Annotated in this window: 20 protein-coding genes, 2 tRNA genes and 1 pseudogene; 13 read left to right on the top strand and 10 right to left on the bottom strand. The window is 53.1% G+C overall.

All coding sequences use genetic code 11. The features are described from left to right. Positions 1-146: 146 nt before the first annotated feature. The 8 genes and pseudogenes from EU556_RS26085 to EU556_RS26825 form a co-directional block, all read right to left on the bottom strand. On the bottom strand, positions 147-290 hold the full coding sequence (locus EU556_RS26085; protein ID WP_167855577.1) for a hypothetical protein: 144 nt from the start codon (positions 288-290) through the stop codon (positions 147-149). Positions 291-519: 229 nt separating this feature from the next. Continuing rightward, entirely contained in the window at positions 520-1,086 is a 567-nt protein-coding gene (locus tag EU556_RS13925) for a LemA family protein (protein WP_135434691.1), read from the bottom strand. A 205-nt stretch (positions 1,087-1,291) separates the two neighbouring features. Next, positions 1,292-1,365: transfer RNA gene (locus EU556_RS13920), tRNA-Arg, on the bottom strand. A 49-nt stretch (positions 1,366-1,414) separates the two neighbouring features. Further along, positions 1,415-1,488 (bottom strand) — tRNA-Pro (locus EU556_RS13915). A gap of 225 nt (positions 1,489-1,713) precedes the next feature. Continuing rightward, a complete protein-coding gene (locus EU556_RS13910) occupies positions 1,714-3,000 on the bottom strand; it encodes a site-specific integrase (RefSeq protein ID WP_135434690.1) in 1,287 nt (428 codons plus the stop codon). A gap of 215 nt (positions 3,001-3,215) precedes the next feature. Continuing rightward, on the bottom strand, positions 3,216-3,632 hold the full coding sequence (locus tag EU556_RS13905) for a helix-turn-helix domain-containing protein (protein WP_135434689.1): 417 nt from the start codon (positions 3,630-3,632) through the stop codon (positions 3,216-3,218). A 2-nt stretch (positions 3,633-3,634) separates the two neighbouring features. After that, positions 3,635-4,195 carry a S24 family peptidase gene (locus EU556_RS26500; protein WP_245327652.1) on the bottom strand — a complete coding sequence of 187 codons (561 nt, stop codon included), beginning with the start codon at positions 4,193-4,195 and terminating at the stop codon, positions 3,635-3,637. Between the two features lie 372 nt (positions 4,196-4,567). Next, a pseudogene (locus tag EU556_RS26825) lies at positions 4,568-4,768 on the bottom strand (helix-turn-helix domain-containing protein); the annotation flags it as partial. 634 nt (positions 4,769-5,402) lie between these two features. Here EU556_RS26825 and EU556_RS13895 point away from each other — a divergent pair. The 10 genes from EU556_RS13895 (at position 5,403) to EU556_RS13850 (ending at position 14,101) form a co-directional block, all read left to right on the top strand. Beyond that, complete coding sequence (locus EU556_RS13895; RefSeq protein WP_135434687.1) at positions 5,403-5,804, top strand: hypothetical protein; 402 nt, start codon at positions 5,403-5,405, stop codon at positions 5,802-5,804. A gap of 13 nt (positions 5,805-5,817) precedes the next feature. Then, a complete protein-coding gene (locus EU556_RS13890) occupies positions 5,818-6,156 on the top strand; it encodes a DNA-binding protein (RefSeq protein ID WP_135434686.1) in 339 nt (112 codons plus the stop codon). A 77-nt stretch (positions 6,157-6,233) separates the two neighbouring features. Continuing rightward, a complete protein-coding gene (locus tag EU556_RS13885) occupies positions 6,234-7,196 on the top strand; it encodes a hypothetical protein (RefSeq protein WP_135434685.1) in 963 nt (320 codons plus the stop codon). 85 nt (positions 7,197-7,281) lie between these two features. After that, a complete protein-coding gene (locus EU556_RS13880) occupies positions 7,282-8,148 on the top strand; it encodes a helix-turn-helix domain-containing protein (protein WP_135434684.1) in 867 nt (288 codons plus the stop codon). Continuing rightward, entirely contained in the window at positions 8,145-9,632 is a 1,488-nt protein-coding gene (gene dnaB, locus EU556_RS13875; protein WP_135434683.1) for a replicative DNA helicase, read from the top strand. Before EU556_RS13880 ends, dnaB begins: the two co-directional genes overlap by 4 nt. A 173-nt stretch (positions 9,633-9,805) precedes the next feature. Next, the gene (locus tag EU556_RS13870) at positions 9,806-10,417 is read left to right on the top strand and encodes a hypothetical protein (protein WP_135434682.1); all 612 of its coding nucleotides are present in this window, start codon (positions 9,806-9,808) and stop codon (positions 10,415-10,417) included. 123 nt (positions 10,418-10,540) lie between these two features. Next, positions 10,541-11,407, top strand: a complete 867-nt coding sequence (locus EU556_RS13865) for a hypothetical protein (RefSeq protein ID WP_135434681.1) — start codon at positions 10,541-10,543, stop codon at positions 11,405-11,407. 134 nt (positions 11,408-11,541) lie between these two features. Continuing rightward, on the top strand, positions 11,542-12,420 hold the full coding sequence (locus EU556_RS13860) for a hypothetical protein (protein WP_210116279.1): 879 nt from the start codon (positions 11,542-11,544) through the stop codon (positions 12,418-12,420). A 93-nt stretch (positions 12,421-12,513) separates the two neighbouring features. Continuing rightward, the gene (locus tag EU556_RS13855) at positions 12,514-13,365 is read left to right on the top strand and encodes a ParB/RepB/Spo0J family partition protein (protein WP_135434679.1); all 852 of its coding nucleotides are present in this window, start codon (positions 12,514-12,516) and stop codon (positions 13,363-13,365) included. A 4-nt stretch (positions 13,366-13,369) separates the two neighbouring features. Continuing rightward, positions 13,370-14,101: an RNA polymerase sigma factor gene (locus EU556_RS13850; RefSeq protein ID WP_135434678.1), complete on the top strand. Its 732-nt coding sequence runs from the start codon at positions 13,370-13,372 to the stop codon at positions 14,099-14,101. On the opposite strand, the gene EU556_RS13845 is transcribed toward EU556_RS13850, so the two are convergent. Further along, the gene (locus EU556_RS13845) at positions 14,098-14,718 is read right to left on the bottom strand and encodes a hypothetical protein (RefSeq protein ID WP_135434677.1); all 621 of its coding nucleotides are present in this window, start codon (positions 14,716-14,718) and stop codon (positions 14,098-14,100) included. The genes EU556_RS13850 and EU556_RS13845 overlap by 4 nt on opposite strands. A 50-nt stretch (positions 14,719-14,768) precedes the next feature. Between EU556_RS13845 and EU556_RS26820 the strand changes: the two genes are divergently transcribed. Then, positions 14,769-15,134 carry an HNH endonuclease gene (locus EU556_RS26820; protein ID WP_135434676.1) on the top strand — a complete coding sequence of 122 codons (366 nt, stop codon included), beginning with the start codon at positions 14,769-14,771 and terminating at the stop codon, positions 15,132-15,134. A 2-nt stretch (positions 15,135-15,136) separates the two neighbouring features. On the opposite strand, the gene EU556_RS13835 is transcribed toward EU556_RS26820, so the two are convergent. After that, on the bottom strand, positions 15,137-15,619 hold the full coding sequence (locus tag EU556_RS13835; protein WP_135434675.1) for a hypothetical protein: 483 nt from the start codon (positions 15,617-15,619) through the stop codon (positions 15,137-15,139). 92 nt (positions 15,620-15,711) lie between these two features. On the opposite strand from EU556_RS13835, the gene EU556_RS13830 reads away from it, so the two are divergent. Beyond that, on the top strand, positions 15,712-16,506 hold the full coding sequence (locus EU556_RS13830) for a terminase small subunit (RefSeq protein WP_135434674.1): 795 nt from the start codon (positions 15,712-15,714) through the stop codon (positions 16,504-16,506). Further along, positions 16,506-17,684 (top strand): PBSX family phage terminase large subunit, encoded by a 1,179-nt coding sequence (locus tag EU556_RS13825; protein WP_135434673.1) that lies wholly within the window; start codon positions 16,506-16,508, stop codon positions 17,682-17,684. The genes EU556_RS13830 and EU556_RS13825 overlap by 1 nt, the downstream gene beginning before the upstream one ends. Positions 17,685-17,733 lie beyond the last annotated feature (49 nt).

Here is a 17,733-nt window from a genome sequence, read left to right as displayed (position 1 = left end):
TATTTCTAGAGCCTCTACCTTTTGTGTTGCATAGGCTGACGCCAAGTGTGGCCTAAGTAAGGAGTGACAGGCAGCTTGGCTGCATTAAACAGGTTCGGCATAATTAACTTACGCCACCCGAAGCGCACGACCACGGGCAGCTTCACTTAGTCGTTCCATACCACTACGGTGTTGCCTTCCACGCGGGCTTCGGCGGGATGAATCACGTTATCGGCGCCAGTTACGGTGAATTCGCGCAGGGGGCGGCTGGTTGCCTCTAGGCCAGTAGCGTAGTCAAAGCTCGGGCGCACTTGCCGTTTTTTACTTGTATACCCTTTTAAATTAGTCTGGAGGTTTGCAGTAGTTATCAACTATAAATGCTTTCGCTACTAACTGAGTACATGCAAAAGCCCCGTCCAGATTAGTGAACGGGGCTTTTGCATATAAGCGCATGCTATATAGACGAAATAGTCCCTTTGGCATGCCCAGTAGTTTAAATTAAGGACAAACAGCCGAACTTCCAGCCGCTGCTCACCTCTACTAAGCAGCGGCAGCTTTGCGGCGTTCTGATTCCGCCTTTACTTCAGCCTTGAAATCCTCATTAGCATGAAGGTCCGGGTAAGCTTTCCAGACGGCACCAGGCGCATCTCCATCACGCAAGCGGTTTAACGCTTCATTTAACATGTTGGCTTCCGTAGGCCTCTGCGGTGCAGCTTTAGCTTCGGCGGTTAGCTGCTCTGATTCTTCTTCCCCAAAGAAGCCGTGTTGATATAGCCCCGTAAGCTTTAGCACTGCCCGACTAAGCGCCCGTTTCTCAGCTGTCTCCGCGAAATAGCTGTTTTTACAGTTCTCCGGCACAGCGCTACCATAGGTTTCCACCGTCGCCTCGTCCATTTTCGCCACCGCTTTTATGACGGCGTACTTGGGCTCTAGTTTGAGGGCCTTATAACTTACCTGAATTCCGTAGTGGGCTTGCACCTTCTCAATACCAGATCGAGTAAGAATGGTGTAGTGCTGGTGCTGAAATACGTCTTCCTTGATTAGGCCGCATTCCTTGTACAGGCTATTGAGCTTATCGGCTTTGGTGGCGGGGGCTTGTTTTGCCATAGCAGTCAATTGAGTAAATACTGGAAAGTGGCCTACGTAGTAGGGACGTGTTTTTTTACGGCCTTCACGTCTATCTGTTATCCTTACCAATACGAAACGCTGATAAATAGCACGCTGGACCGCTTCTTACTGCAGCCGGAGCGTGGGCAGAAGCATTGACAGTAAAACAAAAACCCGCCTTACACTCTTGTAAGGCGGGTTTTTGTGGCCCCGATTGGATTCGAACCAATGACCGTCTGCTTAGAAGGCAGATGCTCTATCCAGCTGAGCTACGGGGTCAAAAACAAATAGCCGCCCGCCCTCTGGTGGGCTGACGGCTATCAGTATGTCGGGGTGGCAGGATTCGAACCTGCGGCCTCCTGCTCCCAAAGCAGGCGCGATACCGGGCTACGCTACACCCCGAAAAAAATGTTGAATTCTGAGAAGTGAAATTGAATGAACTCCAGATTCACCAATCAAAATTCAACATGCAAAGTGGAGAGGGGGGTACCCTCTTATAGTCTGTGTCAACTCCGTTTGAGTGTGACAAAAGTAGATGCTTTTTCTGAAACCGCAATACATGAAGTGTATTTGAGGTGTTCCGAGCTAAACTTTTTACGCGCACACACGCACACTTTCACACACTTTTTATTCCTCCGGTTTACCGGAACTGAGCTTGTTCCACCCCTCTAACATCTGTTTCTCAGTGTCTTCGTGTTCGAGGTGAGTATACTTCATTGTGCTCTTTAAATCTTTATGGCCCATCTTATTTTTTATCGCAATCGGGTCTAATTTCATTCGAGCTAAGAGCGCCCCGAAGGTATGGCGGGCTGTATGGGTACCCGCCGCCTTCCATTTCGGGAGTATTTCTTCGTGCTTTTCGGTGCCTTTATAACGCACCCGAATGTACGGGGCATCGATGCCAGCGGCGTGTAGAATCTCCTTAATCCGTTGCCCGGTTATTTGCTGGCTTCGGATGGGCAGCACCTGGCCAGCGGGCAAGTGGGAGTATTTATCTAGGATAGCCTGCACAATCGGCAGTATCGGAATCTGTACCGCAGTCCTAGTTTTCTTCTGCTCAGTCCGGATCATATTCATGGCCACCGCCGGCTTGATGTGTGGCCGAAGTAGGGCGGCCGCGTCAGAGTAGCGCAGCCCGGTTAGGCACCGCATGATAAACACGTCCTTTTGTTCCTGCCATGCCCGCTTATCCGTTGGGGGCTCCCAGTTCATTAGCTGCTCCAGTTCCGTCTGGTTCAGATAGCAGGGCTCTATATCATGGTCCCAGTCGTTTTCAATCCATTTCGTGACGAGGCCCGCGTGCTGCATCAATACTCGCAGCGTGTTGATGTGCTGATGAATCGTATTGTTATATAAGGGCGTGTCGCGAACCAGGTAGCTAGTATAGCGGTCTATCCAGCTTTGGGTAACGGTAGCCGGGGTAATAGTCGGGTCGTACTTCTCGAACCAATCTATATACTGGCTCCCTTTCTCTAGATAGGACTTGCTGAACTTGCCGGCCTTCTCTCCTTTCCACTTCTCATACACAGCCCGAAAGGACTGCTCTGCAAGCGGCTTCTCTTTGGGCAGCTCGTCAAGTCGAGAATTTCCCGCTTTGCTTTTCCGGCCGGTAAGTTCTGCTATGACCTCCTTAAGTTTAGGGAGGAGTGCTTCATTGCTGAGTTGCCCCGCATCTTCCAGCTGACGCACGGCGCGCCCGGTAAGCAGGCGTATTTCGTCTAGGCGGTCGTTGTGGCTAGTGGCGCCATCGGCGTTCTTATGAATGTGGGGCGCGCTGGTATTGAAGTAGTGAGGGTGTACTACTACGCCCGTCGCCACCCGTACCGGCCGCGTTTCACCGATGCCCACACTAAGGTATACTGGCTTACGGCCATCGTTGGCGGCCTTGCTATGCAGGTAGAATCGGAGCTTCACTAGTAGATTGATTTGCCCTTGGAGGGATAATTTGATTTTCCCCTGCAGGTGTTTTTTGATTTGTACCTGCAGGTACTTTTTCCGATTCGCCGGAAAAATTCGGAGGGTGTACCGTTTTGGTACACCCCTAAATGGTGGGAATATTCCACCTTTTAATGCGCTTACTTTTCAGCATAATGCGGAGGGTATCACCAAAGTGGGGATACCTCACTTTGCTACTGCTGATCTTCCAGCGAAGAAGGGAGCCCAGCCGCACCTTGGAGCTCTCGCAGGATTGGCCGGAGCTTATCGAGAGAATCTTGTACCACCTGGGCCTGGTGCCCGGCCTCGGTGGCTATTTGCTGTCGGCGGGTAACGTTCTCCTCTCGGTAAAGCATAGGCTCGCGGCCTAGCACCAACCAGTCGAGGCGCACCCCAAGCTTATCGGCGAAGCGCGAGAGTAGATCCGCGCGTGGGAAATTCGTCTTACCGTTTTCCAGGTCACTAATAGCCTGTGCACTCGCGCCCACCATATCGGCGAGCCGCTCCATTGAAAGCGAATGGCGCTGGCGTATCACAGCAATGCGGCGGCCTAGGCCTTGCACGCCCTCCGCAGGCACCCCTTCCGGGGGCTTTAGTCCGGGTCTGGGCATGGCTATTCCTCCGGATGATGATGCTGGGTGAACTCCGCCCACATGGCATCAACCCGGCGGCGCATCTCATCTAATTCAAAGGAAGGAATCTGCCGGCCGGGCTTTTGGCGAGGCGCTGGTATGCTGAAGTTCAGCGCTGCCACCACTACCCACAGCTCTTGCACGTCGCGGAGTTTGATATCAAAATCCGGAAACTCGTCATTATCCGAGCGAAGAACCAGCGTGCCCTTGGCGTCGGTGTTCGTGTATACCCGCTTTACTACAATGCCTTCGTGGTTCACCACTACATGCACGTAGCTATTCTTTATCTTCTCTAAATCACGGTCAACATACCGGCAAACCACGATAGAACCGTCGTGTAGAGTGGGCACCATGCTACGGCCCTCAACCCGGAAAGCCCGGAAGGAACCATTGCGAAACTCCGGCAGGGGCATCTGCAGCGTCGGCAGTTTTTTGATAAACTCCGGCTCTAGGTGCTGCGAGATGTAGCCAGCTTTAGCCGTAGAGTCTACCAGCTGTATTGCTTCGTCGCCGTTGGGGTCTACCGCTACGGTAAGGGGCATTGGTAGATTACGCGGCGTACTAACTAGTCTACCTATAAACTCTACCTCCTGACGGGTCCGTGTGTTTTTCGGCGTAATGCTAGGCACAAGTGGTCGAGCGCCTTTTTCCGCCGCTGCTACTGCAGCCTCTATCTCATCACTATCAAGCCCCTGTTGAATAGCCTCTTCCCTGGCTACCCTTGCCGCTGGCGACTCGTTAGAGACTGGCCTAAATCCGGGAAGCCCGCCGGCCATTACAGGCGGCTCGCCTACGAAATTAGGCTCTATCTCTACGTCCTGTATATCCGGATGGCTAGGAGCCGGAACGGGTTGCGGATATGATCCGCTTGCTTTCCCCGTAAAAATAAACTCAAGGGCCCCAGGGAATGCTTGCCCAACTTTTGCCAACGTTTCAGGGGAGGGTTGTGCATTGCCCTTCTCTATGGCAGATAAGGTCTGAAGCTTTATACCTGCCCTTTGCGCAAACTCCGAACGAGTTAGGCCTCGTAGTTCGCGGAAATGCTCGAACCGTCCGCCTATGGTTTGCCATGCAGCGTCAGTTGCCCATGGAGAGGCGGCTTCTTCTCTCTCCATTGGGCCTTCTCCAAGTAGCAGCCAATCAGGGTTTACACTTGGAATTGCTTTTAAGATTTTCTCTAAAGCGTCGAATGAAGGCTTGTTGGCTCTTGCACCAAGATAGCCAGCTATAACGCCTGATTGTAGGTCAACTTGCCGCCCAAATGCGCTTTTATTGCCCTTAAAAAAGTGGTCAATCAAAACGCTAATCCGCTCAGACACATTGCCTTTTGTTTCAGATTCGAGCATTTCCTAAAAATTATTTTTAGGATTCCCTTGACTTTATCAAGCAAATCCTACAGTTTTGAACCATCAACATCATCAACACCGCAATATACAAGCTTTTGCTAAAGCCTATGGACGCCCAAACCCCTATCAAGCGCATTAGAGACCTTATGCCAGACGGGTATTTAGCCCTCCTGTCGGCTCGCACTGGAGTTCGGACCATACCTAACCTCTCTCAATTAGTGCGCTTAGAGCAGACTTCCAGTAAGCACTGGCCTCATGTGGAAGCATTGGCCCGTGAAACGAACCCGGAAGGTTTCGCTCAGTGGCAGAAAGCCCAACAGCCTCAAGTGGCTTAAAGCATTTAATCAATCTACAGCGGCGGCATCCGCTTCACCTTAACACCCCTCACTAATTCTTAAACTTTATGAAAATCTGCACGCCAGAACCCCTCTACAAGATGCACACGCCGGAAGGGACGGTACGCATCTCCCACCCCCGACCGGGCGACCAGCTCTCCGTTAACCACCTAGGCCCGCCGGACGCCAACGGCAAGCGCGCCATTACCATTCTGTTCGTGCCCATCATTGGCTGGGCTCGCGGCATGGATGATGAGCTGAGTATTTACACGGTTGGCCCCGATAGCAGCAAGTTTCGGCTAGCTACTGAGGAAGGCGCGAAAGAAGAATACTTCTTCGGTGGGCAAGTTCCGGAGACGCTGTATGAGCATCGGCTCGATGAGTACGGCCCGGGTACCCTCACTTATTTGCCGGCTCCGCTAGAAGCCCCGGCTCAAATGGAAATCCTCCCGCTACTGCGTGTAGCCTAATACTGCAGCGACTATGAGTGCCCTCTCCTTATCCCTTGACTTTGACCCTAAGCAGCTCGCTACGGAGATATTCCAGCGGCAAGCAGAGGCGCACTTTGCCTCGCTTCCGCCGCCGGATCCCTGGCTTACTATAAAGCAAGCCGCCGCCTATGCGCAGATGAGCGCGCTTCACATGAGCCGCTTGATTCAGGGCCGCCCCTATCGAGCTGCAACGGCCGATAAGCCGGAAAGACCGGCAGTTAAATCAAAAATACCGCATGGTGATACCGGCCGCCGCAATGGTATTCGGGTGCGCCAATCGGAAATAGATAAATACCTGAGTCGCCACGCTTACAAGAAGAATGCGGCCTAGGCCTAAGCCCTTAAAATGAAAAAGGCACCCCGGCATGGGTGCCCATTTCAACTCTTAAACTCTAATACACAAAGATAATGAAAACTGCTGAATTGACTCTGCCTATGGAAACCGCTGTAGCTGGCTTCATTGAGTGCCCCTCCTCACCTGCTAAGCAATATCAAGCACCCTCGCCCCTAACTGTTGAGGCTATCGAGGATATGTTGCAAGATGAGCCGGAGGTGCTGAGCTATTTGCGCTGGATAGATGATCTGAACAGCATTATTGAGTACCCTACCATTCTTAATGTAATTCTGGATTGCGCCCGGAATGGAGTTCAACGCCGTGCCGAGCGGTTCATGGGCAAGATCAACGCTGCATTATCAGAGGAGTTCAAGGCCTCATTGCCTACTCAACTAGGTGGCTTTACGCAAAATCAGGCAGGGTATTGGTTCGAGCCTGAAGCACAGCCACTACGCAAAGATTCGCCGCGCTTCCATTACCAAGTGCCAGAGGAATACTTTTATTCTTCTATGGCTCCTCGCTTCTTGCCAGGCGCTGTTATTGAAATGGAAGAAGTATTTGAAGGCGACCCACTTACGCCTGGAGAAGTATATCTTATAGGTGGGCAACTAGTTCGCCTTCGGCAAGTAGTCCAGATGTCAAACAAAACAAAGTCTGGATACATAAGCGGCGGCCGGTTTGAGGGTGAATTTGATGCCGACCCTCGCCCTGAAGATGCTCCCGAGAGATATATCGGCTGGTGCATGGGCTTGCATTTTGGGGAGTCGCCCTATTATACAGAAGAAAATCCCTTCCGGGTGTTCCGCTTTGTTCGGTACCTGCCGGAGAGCTTCAGCCACTTAATGGTTAATCCAAGCCTGCCGAAGCGTACGGACTGGGAGGAGATCAAAGCCCGCTATACAAAGCATGATGAGGACAAGGCGCGCTATAATGCGAACCGCCGCGTTGCGCGAGCTAAGAAGAAACAACTGCAGTCGGGCGGAATGTCAATGGCCGTTGTTTGGCCGACTCGCCAGGGCCAACGCCTAGCGGCTTAATCCATTTGAAGGTGCTTGTAGCCGGGCTACTTATTGGTAGCCCTGGCCACGCCTTTGCCCTTACTCTCCGTCTGCTCTCCGGTTCATGTCTGCTAAATCCCCGCAATATCTTATTCTACCGCTTTCGGTCTTGGCAATGGATGCGCCCTCGCTAAATGCAAAGGTGCTCCTAGCTGATATCCTGAGCATGTATAAGCGCACAGGGAAGGTATTTGCCTCAGACGACCATTACGCGGAGCGCTATAACATTGGTAAGCGCACCATAGGCGACGCCATGAAGTGGCTGGAAGATAATGGCTACATCAGTCGGGACTTCAATTATGCAGAGCGAAGCAAACGCGCTGTAATACCCACCGAAAAAGCCATATTACTCTATGAAAAGTCCATGCGAAATCCGCATGAAGTAGATGCGAAATCCGCAACTAGTCCATGCGAAATCCGCAAGGACTTCATGCAGAATCCGCAAGAAGTAGATGCGAAATCCGCAGAGTATAATAATAGTTTAATAAAACAGGATAAGAATAACAATAGCGCTTCCGCGCTGAGTGAGAAAAATTCTGAACCTGACTCTGCATCTACTTTCCCCGAATACACCGAGTTCTTGGTCGGTAATGCGGGCACCCAAGGAATAGAAGCAATACCCCCCGACGGGTTAGACTTTGATTCTTTCTGGAATGCTTACGGAAAGAAGACCGACACCAAGGCCTGTCGGAAAAAGTGGGAAGGTCTTTCGGCCAAGACGAGGGCCGCGATAATGGAGCACGTCCCGAAGTATGTGCGTGCCACCCCGGATAAGCAGTACCGGAAAGACCCGAAGACCTACCTCAACAATGAATGCTGGAAAGACGCGGAGCTGCCCACGCCCCGCGCAAGTAAAGGAGGGCCGCCCCCAACCGCCGCCCCGCCAGCCCTGCAAGACAAGTTGAAATCTCAACGCCAGAAAGCCTTATGAACCCTCTCGATAATTTCTCCCACCTCCCACAAAATTCCGACGAACTGGAGCGCGCCGTACTCGGCATCATGCTTACCAGTGATGCAGGCTTACGCGACGCGCTAACCCTGCTTAAGAACGGCGAGAAAATCTTCTACACGCCCGCCCACCGCTACCTGTTCAATGCCATTCAAGCGCTCCGCACCGAAGGTATAACTGTTGACAACCTGACAGTAAGCCAGCGCTTAGCCAAAGATGGCACCCTAAGAAGCACCGGCGGCGCTGGGTACGTAAACAAGCTATACACGCACGCCCCCCGCGGCCGGGCCATTGGCGACTACTGCCAGTTCCTGCTTCAGCTAACGGCGAAGCGTCAAATAGGCGAGCTTTTCCAGGAACTACTAAAGGGTTCTATTGACCCCACTAGTGATGTTCAGGAGATGATGGCGCAAGCCTACACCCGCATCCATACGATTCAACAGTCACTGCATACCAGCGGCCCGATAACAGTAGCCGATATGCTGGAGCAGGTCGCGACGGAGATAGAGCAGGCAGCACAGAAAGCCGGCGGCATTACGGGGGTGCCCTGTGGCCTCGCTGCCGTAGATGATGTATCCGGCGGCTGGCAGCCTTCCGACCTCATTATCATTGCCGCCCGACCCGGCGTAGGCAAAACCAGCTTTGCCCTAGCAGGTGCCGTGCCCGCCGCCCGATCAGGATACCCGGGCGCCATCTTCAACTTGGAGATGAGCAATACGCAGATGGTGCGCAAGATGATTGCCACGGAGCTAGGCGAGTATACCACCTCCCAGCTGCAGAAGGGCTACTTCCCAAGCGGCGGCCTAGAAGAAGCAAAGACAATACGCCACCGGACCCAGGGCCTACGCAATGCCCAAATCTACATCAACGATACCCCCGGCCTCTCCATTAGCGAGTTTCGGGCCCACGCTGCCAAGTTGAAAGCTGAGCATAATATCCAATGGATTATAGTCGACTATCTGCAGCTAATGACCGCCCCCGGCAAAGGCACTCGGGAACAGGAAATAGCCGCCATTAGCCGCGGGCTCAAGCTAACCGCGAAAGAATTGAACGTACCTGTGCTGGCGTTGTCGCAGCTCTCGCGGGCCGTTGAAACCCGGGGCGGTGAAAAGAAGCCGATGCTGTCCGACCTACGCGAGTCGGGCTCCATTGAGCAAGACGCCGATGTGGTAGTCTTCCTGTATCGGGCCGAATACTATGGGGTGAAGGAAGATGAAGTAGGCGACTCGGTAGCAGACACTACCGATGTGATTTTCGCGAAGCACCGCAACGGGCCGCTGAAAGAAGTAACGGTAGGCTCAACGATGAAGAACGGCCGGTACTTTGACCTGGAAGATGCCAGCTTCACCCCTCCGGTAACAGTGCCCACCCCCGCCCCTGCTGCTGAGCATTTCGGCCCGCGCAAGATAGCTCTGCGCACCTCAACACCCAGCGAGTTTAGCGATGCCGGCGAACCGGTAGACTAGGCCATGGAAGGATTTAAGAAAGAGTTCTGCTTTGTCTTTCTCTGTTCGTTCGCCATGGCAGGGGTGCTTCACATAATCGGCTTATATACCCCCGTAGCGACGGGTTGGTATTCCTTCGGGTCGGTGATCATCACTTGGTTTTGGCCTAAAGCTTATAACTGGTTCCGCAAGCCATGAACCTACCTCCCGTACCTCCGCAGCTCCGCGAGCTAGCCCGGCAACAACTTGCCGCTGAACCCTTATACCGCGGCCGCACTATGGCCCGCTCCCTCCGCCGCCGGCTACGTGACACGGCCGAATCTATTAAGCGCATACAGCAACTGGTACTGCAGCGCACCCGGCCTGCCGGTGCCAATCCTCACGTAGATGGTGGCTGGGCAAATGCTGGCGAGTGGCAGAAGCTCCTGGCCAGCATGGATGCCGCCGTAATGGCCTTGCGGTCTGCCTGGCATGCAGTGAAAGATTCTGAGCCTATCGTGAAGGAAGTACTGGCAACGTGGCGCGACCGGCATCAGCTGGGCCCCGATCTATTCTTCACCCAGGAAAACGACGAAATATATCTGCTGTTGCTCCCTGAAATTCAGGAAGCTCGCGCTACAGTTGACCCACTAGTCGAGGCTGCGCTAGCCGCTTGGGAGCAAGCCATGCTTACCTACCTGCATTTGCTGCAGCACTCCCAGTACATAGACGGGCCGCGGCTACAGAGCGGGGAGCTATCGGACTGCATCAAGCTGATTCGCACCGACCGCCTCCCGAACCTTGGCACCCTGCCCACGGCCGCCTAACCATACGCAAATAATAGTTATGAAGCCCCGCCCGCCATAAACGTACGAAAGCATACTTTCATAAAACCGGAAATTCCGGGTTTTACCAGACGTGTCTTTTTACACCTTTTACACCCTCTATATATGGAATTACACCGCATTAACATTATCAAGCCCTACGGATGGAATGGGCCTGAACCGGAGCAACACGCCCCGCGAGGGAAAGTGGAATCGATAGAGCAGCAAATAATAGAGGAGTATACCCGGCGTATGCCCGCTATTCTGGAGATGAAGCGGAGCACGCTGAAAATCTTCGCGCTGGGTTATGAGTACGAGTGGCCAGAAAATTCTTACTCGGTAGAGAATGCGCTTCGGGGTGCTGGCGTGGCCATGTATCACAAGTTCCCGGTGCTCTCCTATCTCGTATCCTTTGCTGATCCGCATAACAAGATTGCCTTATTAGTTCAGGAAAAGCACCGCGACTGGTCGGACCCTGCCACCTTACAGTCGTTGAAGTTCACGCTCCGCATTCTGAGTAACCTAGGCTGGACAGTGTATTGTCTTTCGGAGGCAGTAATCAATACAGTAGAAGCCGACCTATTGCCCGATCATTTGAAGGGGTGCCCTATGGGCGAGTATGAGTCAGATGCTCAGCACCAAGAATACCTGGTAGCCCGCGCTCAGCTAACCTTCCTGACGCTGGATGGCTTCGCCCGGTACTTGCGTGGGCTTCGTGACGAGCTACGCAAACCCCGCCCTACTCAGTATGCCACCCCCGAAGCAGAAGCGGAGGCACTGATGAACCGTAACGCTTCACAGAGCAATACCAAAGCCATCTTCGAAGCGTGGGCCCGGAAGCGGGATATGCCCTTGGAAACGTACCCCACTGGCAAGTATATGCACTACCGCACCGCTGCAGCTTACGAAGCGTGGGCAGCTGGTCGCGAATCAATGGCCGATGAAATTCCCGGCTACCACACCGACCATGGCGACTTCGGCCCGGTAGGTTAACACCCCCTCATTTCTTGATAAAACCCAAACGGAGAAGTGGTCTAAAAAAACCGACTACTTCTCCGAAAGGGAACCCCTTTGCCAAATTTCAAGCTTTTCACCTATATCATTTTAGCATCATGCGCTTTCACATAATGAATCGAATCGAGGCAGAAGACAACCTCGCCAAGCTTTTCAATGCGTACATGGGCAAGCTTCACACCATAGAAACAGTAGTAACCCCGATGTATTCCATGGGCGAGTATATCAGCCTTATGAAGCAGGCCACCCAGCCGGAGCAAACCACTGAGTTCGAGCAAACCTTCAATTACTGCATGCCCCGCTTCTACCACATGGTCATTCTAGGCGAGGCATTGAGAGGTATACATAACGACGTTACCAGCGCCCTAGGATGCCTAATTCAACTGCTGGATACCTGCGAAGGGGACCTTAAGCGCTACGCCATTGAAAAGCGCATGGCTAGCCTAGAAGAATTTGGTGGCGGTGAAGACGACGACTGGGCAGAGGATGGCCTAGATGAAGCGGGCGAGCAGAAGTGGCGGGTAGTCTTCAAAGAAGATGAGAAGACCCTCGATGAATACCACTTTAAGAACGATCTGAGGGAATACTTCTCTGGTGCCTCTTGGCGAGGTGAGCATATAGGATCAAGCAATGCGGAGGACTTCGCCACCTTCTCTATGCACGTTTTGGAGGCCACGAAGTTCGACGTGTTCAAGGGGATGCGCGAGGCCACGGGGCACGAGTTACCCACCTATCGGCCGGATGAAAACGGCAACATGGTAAAGCAGACCCTGGCCGATGAAATAGAGGCGGAGATCAATGAAGACATACGCAACCGCTCTATAGTAGCCTATTTCAACCAGGTGCTAAATGCCTGTAACCATGCGGCGGCATTGGAGGCCTTCGCCACCACGGCCGAGCATTACGAGGAGTTACGCCAGCTGCTCCAGCGCATCCTAGATGTAGACTTAGGCGACGCCCACTTAATCGGCTTCCCAGGTTGCGCGGCTTAAAATCAAGTCAGAGAATACGGCAAATACATTTTAGAACCCCTTGAAAGCCAAGGGCCGCACTCAATCTTTAATTCACTTTTCAACCATAAAGCAATGGAAGCCTCTGGAAAATCATTCTTCGAGTCGCTAAACGAAGAAGTAACACTCGCAGTCATTAAGGACAGCGCTGATATTGAAGCAGCCCAGCAACCGGAGGAAATTAGCACTGAGCCCCTCCCTACTGGTGCCGTTTTCCATACGACCAACTACGACCAGTTCAAAACCATTACGGCGAACCGGGAGGTTGATAACACCCATGCTCATAAGCTCGCGGCGGCTATCAAGGTCCGCAACTGGTTGCACATCAAACCAATCGATGTAACCAAAGACTTCGAAGTAATTGATGGCCAGCACCGCCTGGAAGCTGCCCGGCTACTCGGAGTGCCAATCTACTACCGTATTACGGAGGAGCTTAAAGAGGAGGATATTGCTATCCTCAACGCGAATAATAAGAACTGGAAAGGTGCCGACTACCTCAACTATTGGACGGTAAAAGGCAAGGCCCCTTATATCGAGCTAAGCCGCTTTATTAAGCATCATCCGAAGTTCTCCCTGTCAACCGCCCAAGAGCTGGTATCGGGCAACGATAGCAATAAGCACGTTGACTTTAGAGCAGGCAATTTTCAGGGTGGGTACTACCTCCGTGCTATTGAGGTAGCCGAGTTTCTGGAGAAGATACTCCAGATAACCAAGTTCGAATACGGCTACGAAACTCGGTTCGTCCGAGCCATCAATCACTGCGTGCTTTACGTGGAGGGGTTTAAGCAGGAAGTGTTTCTGCACAAGATTGCGCTACAACCGAACTCCGTAGTTCGGTGCGTCAATCATAAGCAGTACTTGGAGATGCTGGAGACCCTTTACAACTACAAAACCAACCACGAAAACAGAATACGTTTCTTCAAGTAAGATCATGGAACAGGACGTAACCGTACAAGCCTGCCCCCTAACAGCCGCCGTCTTCGCCTATTATGATTCAGGCGACGAACGGCACTTAGGACCGGTCCTCGACAAGCTCCGTCAAAGCTTGACCTCCTACAGTTTTCGCCGACTGTTTGTGTCATGCCCGGATAAGCGCAATGATCTGGTGCAGGATAGTTTGGCCCTGTTGCTGACCTTGTTTCGTAAACGTCGCTACAACCCCGCCGGTGCCGAGCAAGGGGAAACCCTCGGTGCCGGCGCCCTGTTGGCTTGGGCTTACCGTATCCATCTTCGCACAGCGGTTCACACTATCAAGAAGCAGAACCCCAGCGAGCCCGGGTACGACGAAGACCCCTTCATGCTTCTCACAGTAGCCGAATCCGATAGCATAGATGAACCTGAGTATGGGATAAGCCATGAGCAGGCCAGCCACGTTCTTGCGGAAGTTACCAAGGCAGTACTGCGCTTGCCACTAGGGCAACGGTCTTCTATCATTTTAACTTACTTCCACGGCCTCACTCAGACCCAGGCCGCCGAAGTGCTAGGTATAACTAGGGAGCTCGTTCACAGGCATGTAGAAAAGGGCATGGGCGCGCTTCGCCGGTGGGCTATAAACAACCCACAGTTGCGGCCAACCCCCGAGCTATACGCAGCTCTATCAGGTGTAAATACCGGGGGCCTTTTCCGCGAGCCGAAAAAGCCAGCACTGGAGATGGCGGCCTAGGCCGACCGCTCCCGCTTCGGTGGTATGCTGGGCCGGCCGGCGGCCTCGCGCCGCTCCATGGTCTTGATGAACTTAAGCACGGCTTGGCGTACCATCTCCTCTCCCTCGCGGTCTTCAGTTTTCACAGCCTTGCGGTAGTGCAGGGCAACGTATAAAGTTTCCATCAGCCACCAACTGATTTCCTCGCGGGTGTATGGCTTTCGCATACCTCGCCAATCTAGGGTAGTACTTCCCCGGCCTTGCTTGAGCTGCGTGTGTAGCATTATATCAAGGCCTGAATCAGTCAGGTACACCCCTACTCCCGACGCAAGCCAACGGCTCCACTCCAAGGGGTAATCTTGGAGCAGCATATGAACGGAGGGGCAAAACGAGATTAGCTCCCGGCTACGCTTATGGGTGAACCGCAGCCGCTTATTCTCCCCGTAGGCGACGAGCATGTACTTACCCGATTTCGTCTCTTCTAGGCGCCATAGAAAGCACGAAGACAGCCCGGTGGTGTCTGGTCCTAGTTTCGCCGGATACGGCCACCGGTGAAAGTAAAACCAAGTATTCGGACCAACGGGTCGACCGGCGGCATCGGTAATTGTAGAGGGACCGGGGTACGGCGGGGTAAGCATAGGGCGAAAAAGTATTAGTACAGATTTGTCATAATTGAGCCCACCTATTTATGAAATTCAATGCAAAGTACAAGCAGCCTCCAACTAAAAAACTTAGCAAAGCGGGGCGTGCTAAAAAAAGACGCAAGCGCCGGATTCGCGAAGGCCCAAGGCTACTTCCCGACCCCACGCCCCGACCTGATGAGAATTGCCCTGAATGGCAGGCGCTTAAGGCTCAGGTGCTCCGCGAGGAACGACGCTGCCGAACGTGCCGAACCAAGTTCCGGCTAACAGTTGACCATATAATACCCCTAAGCCTAGGCGGCGGCAACCATCGGGCAAACCTGCAATGCCTCTGCTATCGGTGCAACATGAATAAAGGCGCCGACCTTCCAGCCCCCGCGCCGGACTTGTTTCCGCTGGCTAACGCGGCCTAGCTTTACCCCTTCACGCAGCACTCCCCAACCGTGCGAACCGTGGAGGGGTCTTCGCGTGTCTTCACCCAGTTGATATACTGCTTTCGTAGTGAACCCGTAATAGGTAAGCCATCCGGCGTCACAAAGCCACCACATTCGGTGCACCGGTAGAGCGTGCGGCCATCATCTCCTAGTGTGGTGTCCGCCCTGGCCAACTCGACCCGATGCGGCCGGGTATCATCATACAGGACTACTACCCTATCCTTCGGTACCCGAAGCGGCCCGATGGCATTAGCGTCGGCCTCATCAATGTATACCCCCAAGACATAGAATGGCTGTGGCATCGGCTCGCGGTACATGTCGCGGTACTCCAAGACCAGGCTATCGTAGTTGTCTGGATGAAGTAGGAGCGTGTCGGCTTCGTTGAGCTCGAGATCCAAGATAAAAGCGCGAATGGTGCGCAGGTCTAAGGTATGACCGATGTACTTAGGGCCGAAGACTTCCATAGGATATAAAACTACAAGAAGCCCGCGAAATACTTGCCGCAAAATAGGGCCAAATCCTGCGTAGCGTTGGCGCTGGTAGCATCTTGCTGCTTATGGATACCCCCAACAGCGAAGAACAAAACGCGCCCGACTTCACCGATAAACGGAAACGGTTTATTGAGGAGTACCCCGTCGATTGTAACGCGACCCAGGCCGCCATACGCGCTGGCTTCTCAGCAAAAACCGCCCGGCAGATGGGTAGTTGGTTATTGACAAATATTGACATTCGCAATGCGGTTGATGAGCGCTTAAAAACGCTGGCCATGACAGCAGACGAGGCTGTTAAACACATTGGAGATATAGCTAAAACCCGCCTTAACGACTATCTGAAGGTCGAAACCAGGACCCGCCGGCCAACTATTCAGCAGCCACTGGGAGAGGCAATAGACCAACTAGAAGCTGAACTAGCTTTCGAGAAGAAGTACACCACCCGCTCGCTTGAAGTGCTGCAGTTGCAGGGCGACGAATTGAAGGAGTATCAAGCCGAGCGCAACCGGGTGCATAAGCGGCTGCAGTTGCAGATTATTCGCTTTGAGTGTGAGCTATCGGAAAACCCGGAGGCTACCCGCGACATTGACGGGCCGCCGGAAGAGTATGAAGCAGTGCAAGTAGACATGGTAGCGCTGGCAAAGACCAACGACCTAGGCCGGATAAAGGCCTTTTCTTGGACTGAGTTCGGACCCAAAGTGGAGATGTATCCCGCAGATGCAGCGCTACGCGATATCCTGAGAATGCACGGCAAATACGAGAAAGACAATGAGCAGTCGGCCCCGAAGGTTATGCCAGAGATCAAGGTATACACCGGCGCGCCACCACTCAGTAACTCCGAGAAGGAAGTCGACTTGTAATGTTTGACGCGGGCCCCCTTTACCTGGAAAACCTGAATGCCCCGGAGAAGACGCTAGTAAACCAGGGCGGCACTAGTAGCGGCAAGACGTACTCCATTATGCAGCTGCTGTACTTCTGGGCTATAACCCGGAAGCGCTTCGTGATTACCGTTATTGGTGAAAGTATCCCTAACCTTAAGAAAGGTGCCTACCGGGACGCGGAAACCATCTATGCCCTTACGCCGGAGTTGGAGTACTACATCGCCAGCTGGAATAAAACCGAGCGCATTATCTACTTCAAGAATGGCAGCATCATTGAGTTTACCTCGTACGAGACTGAGCAGAGCGCGAAGAACGGTAAGCGCGACGTGGCCTTCTTCAATGAGGCCAACGGCATAGGGTATAAGATATACTGGCAGGTAGCCCGCCGGACTCGCTTCAAGGTTATACTGGACTATAACCCTACGGCGGAGTTTTGGGCCCATGAGAAGGTTATCGGACAGGCCAACACCCGCCTCATCATCTCCGACCACCGGCATAACCTGTGGCTTACGCCGGAGCAGCACCAAGAGATTGAGGACATTCGGAATGAAGATGAGGAACTATGGAAGGTGTATGCTCGGGGGCTCACTGGCAAGATTGAGGGCCTCGTCTTCCAGAAAGTATTTAAGGCGCTGCAGCTTCCCGAAGGCGCTAAGTACCTAGGCACTGGCTTAGACTTCGGCTTTACTAACGACCCGACCAGTGCCCACGACCTATACCTCAGTGGTGGCGAGCTATACATCGATGAAATCCTCTACGACCCTGGCCTCACCAATGATGATATCTACAAGCTGCTGACTGACGAGCGGCCCGCTAAGCGCTGGAGCATCGTTGCCGATAGCTCAGAACCCAAGAGCATTGAGGAGCTAAAGCGCCTAGGCCTACCGATTGAGGGAGCCCAGAAAGGCCCCGGCAGCGTGAATGCGGGTATCGATGTACTGAAGCGCTACAACCTCAACCTGTTACCCTCCTGTGTATCGCTGAAAAAAGAGTTAGACCGGTACAAATGGAAGGTTGATAAGACAACCGGCAAAACCACGAATGAGCCCATCGATACGTTCAACCATGCCATTGATGCAGTGCGCTATGTAGCCCAGGCCCGGCTACAGAACCCGCAACCCAAAGCCACCCGGGCAAAGGTCAAAAAGTGGCGTTAACTCTGTAGATACTACACAGTTAAATTTCGTACATTCGTGCTATATCAAA

This window comes from Hymenobacter fodinae, from assembly GCF_004745825.1.
In the GTDB taxonomy this organism is placed as follows: domain Bacteria; phylum Bacteroidota; class Bacteroidia; order Cytophagales; family Hymenobacteraceae; genus Hymenobacter; species Hymenobacter fodinae.
The sequence above is the reverse complement of the archived record's forward strand: the minus strand, read 5'-3'. Positions and strand labels throughout refer to the sequence as shown.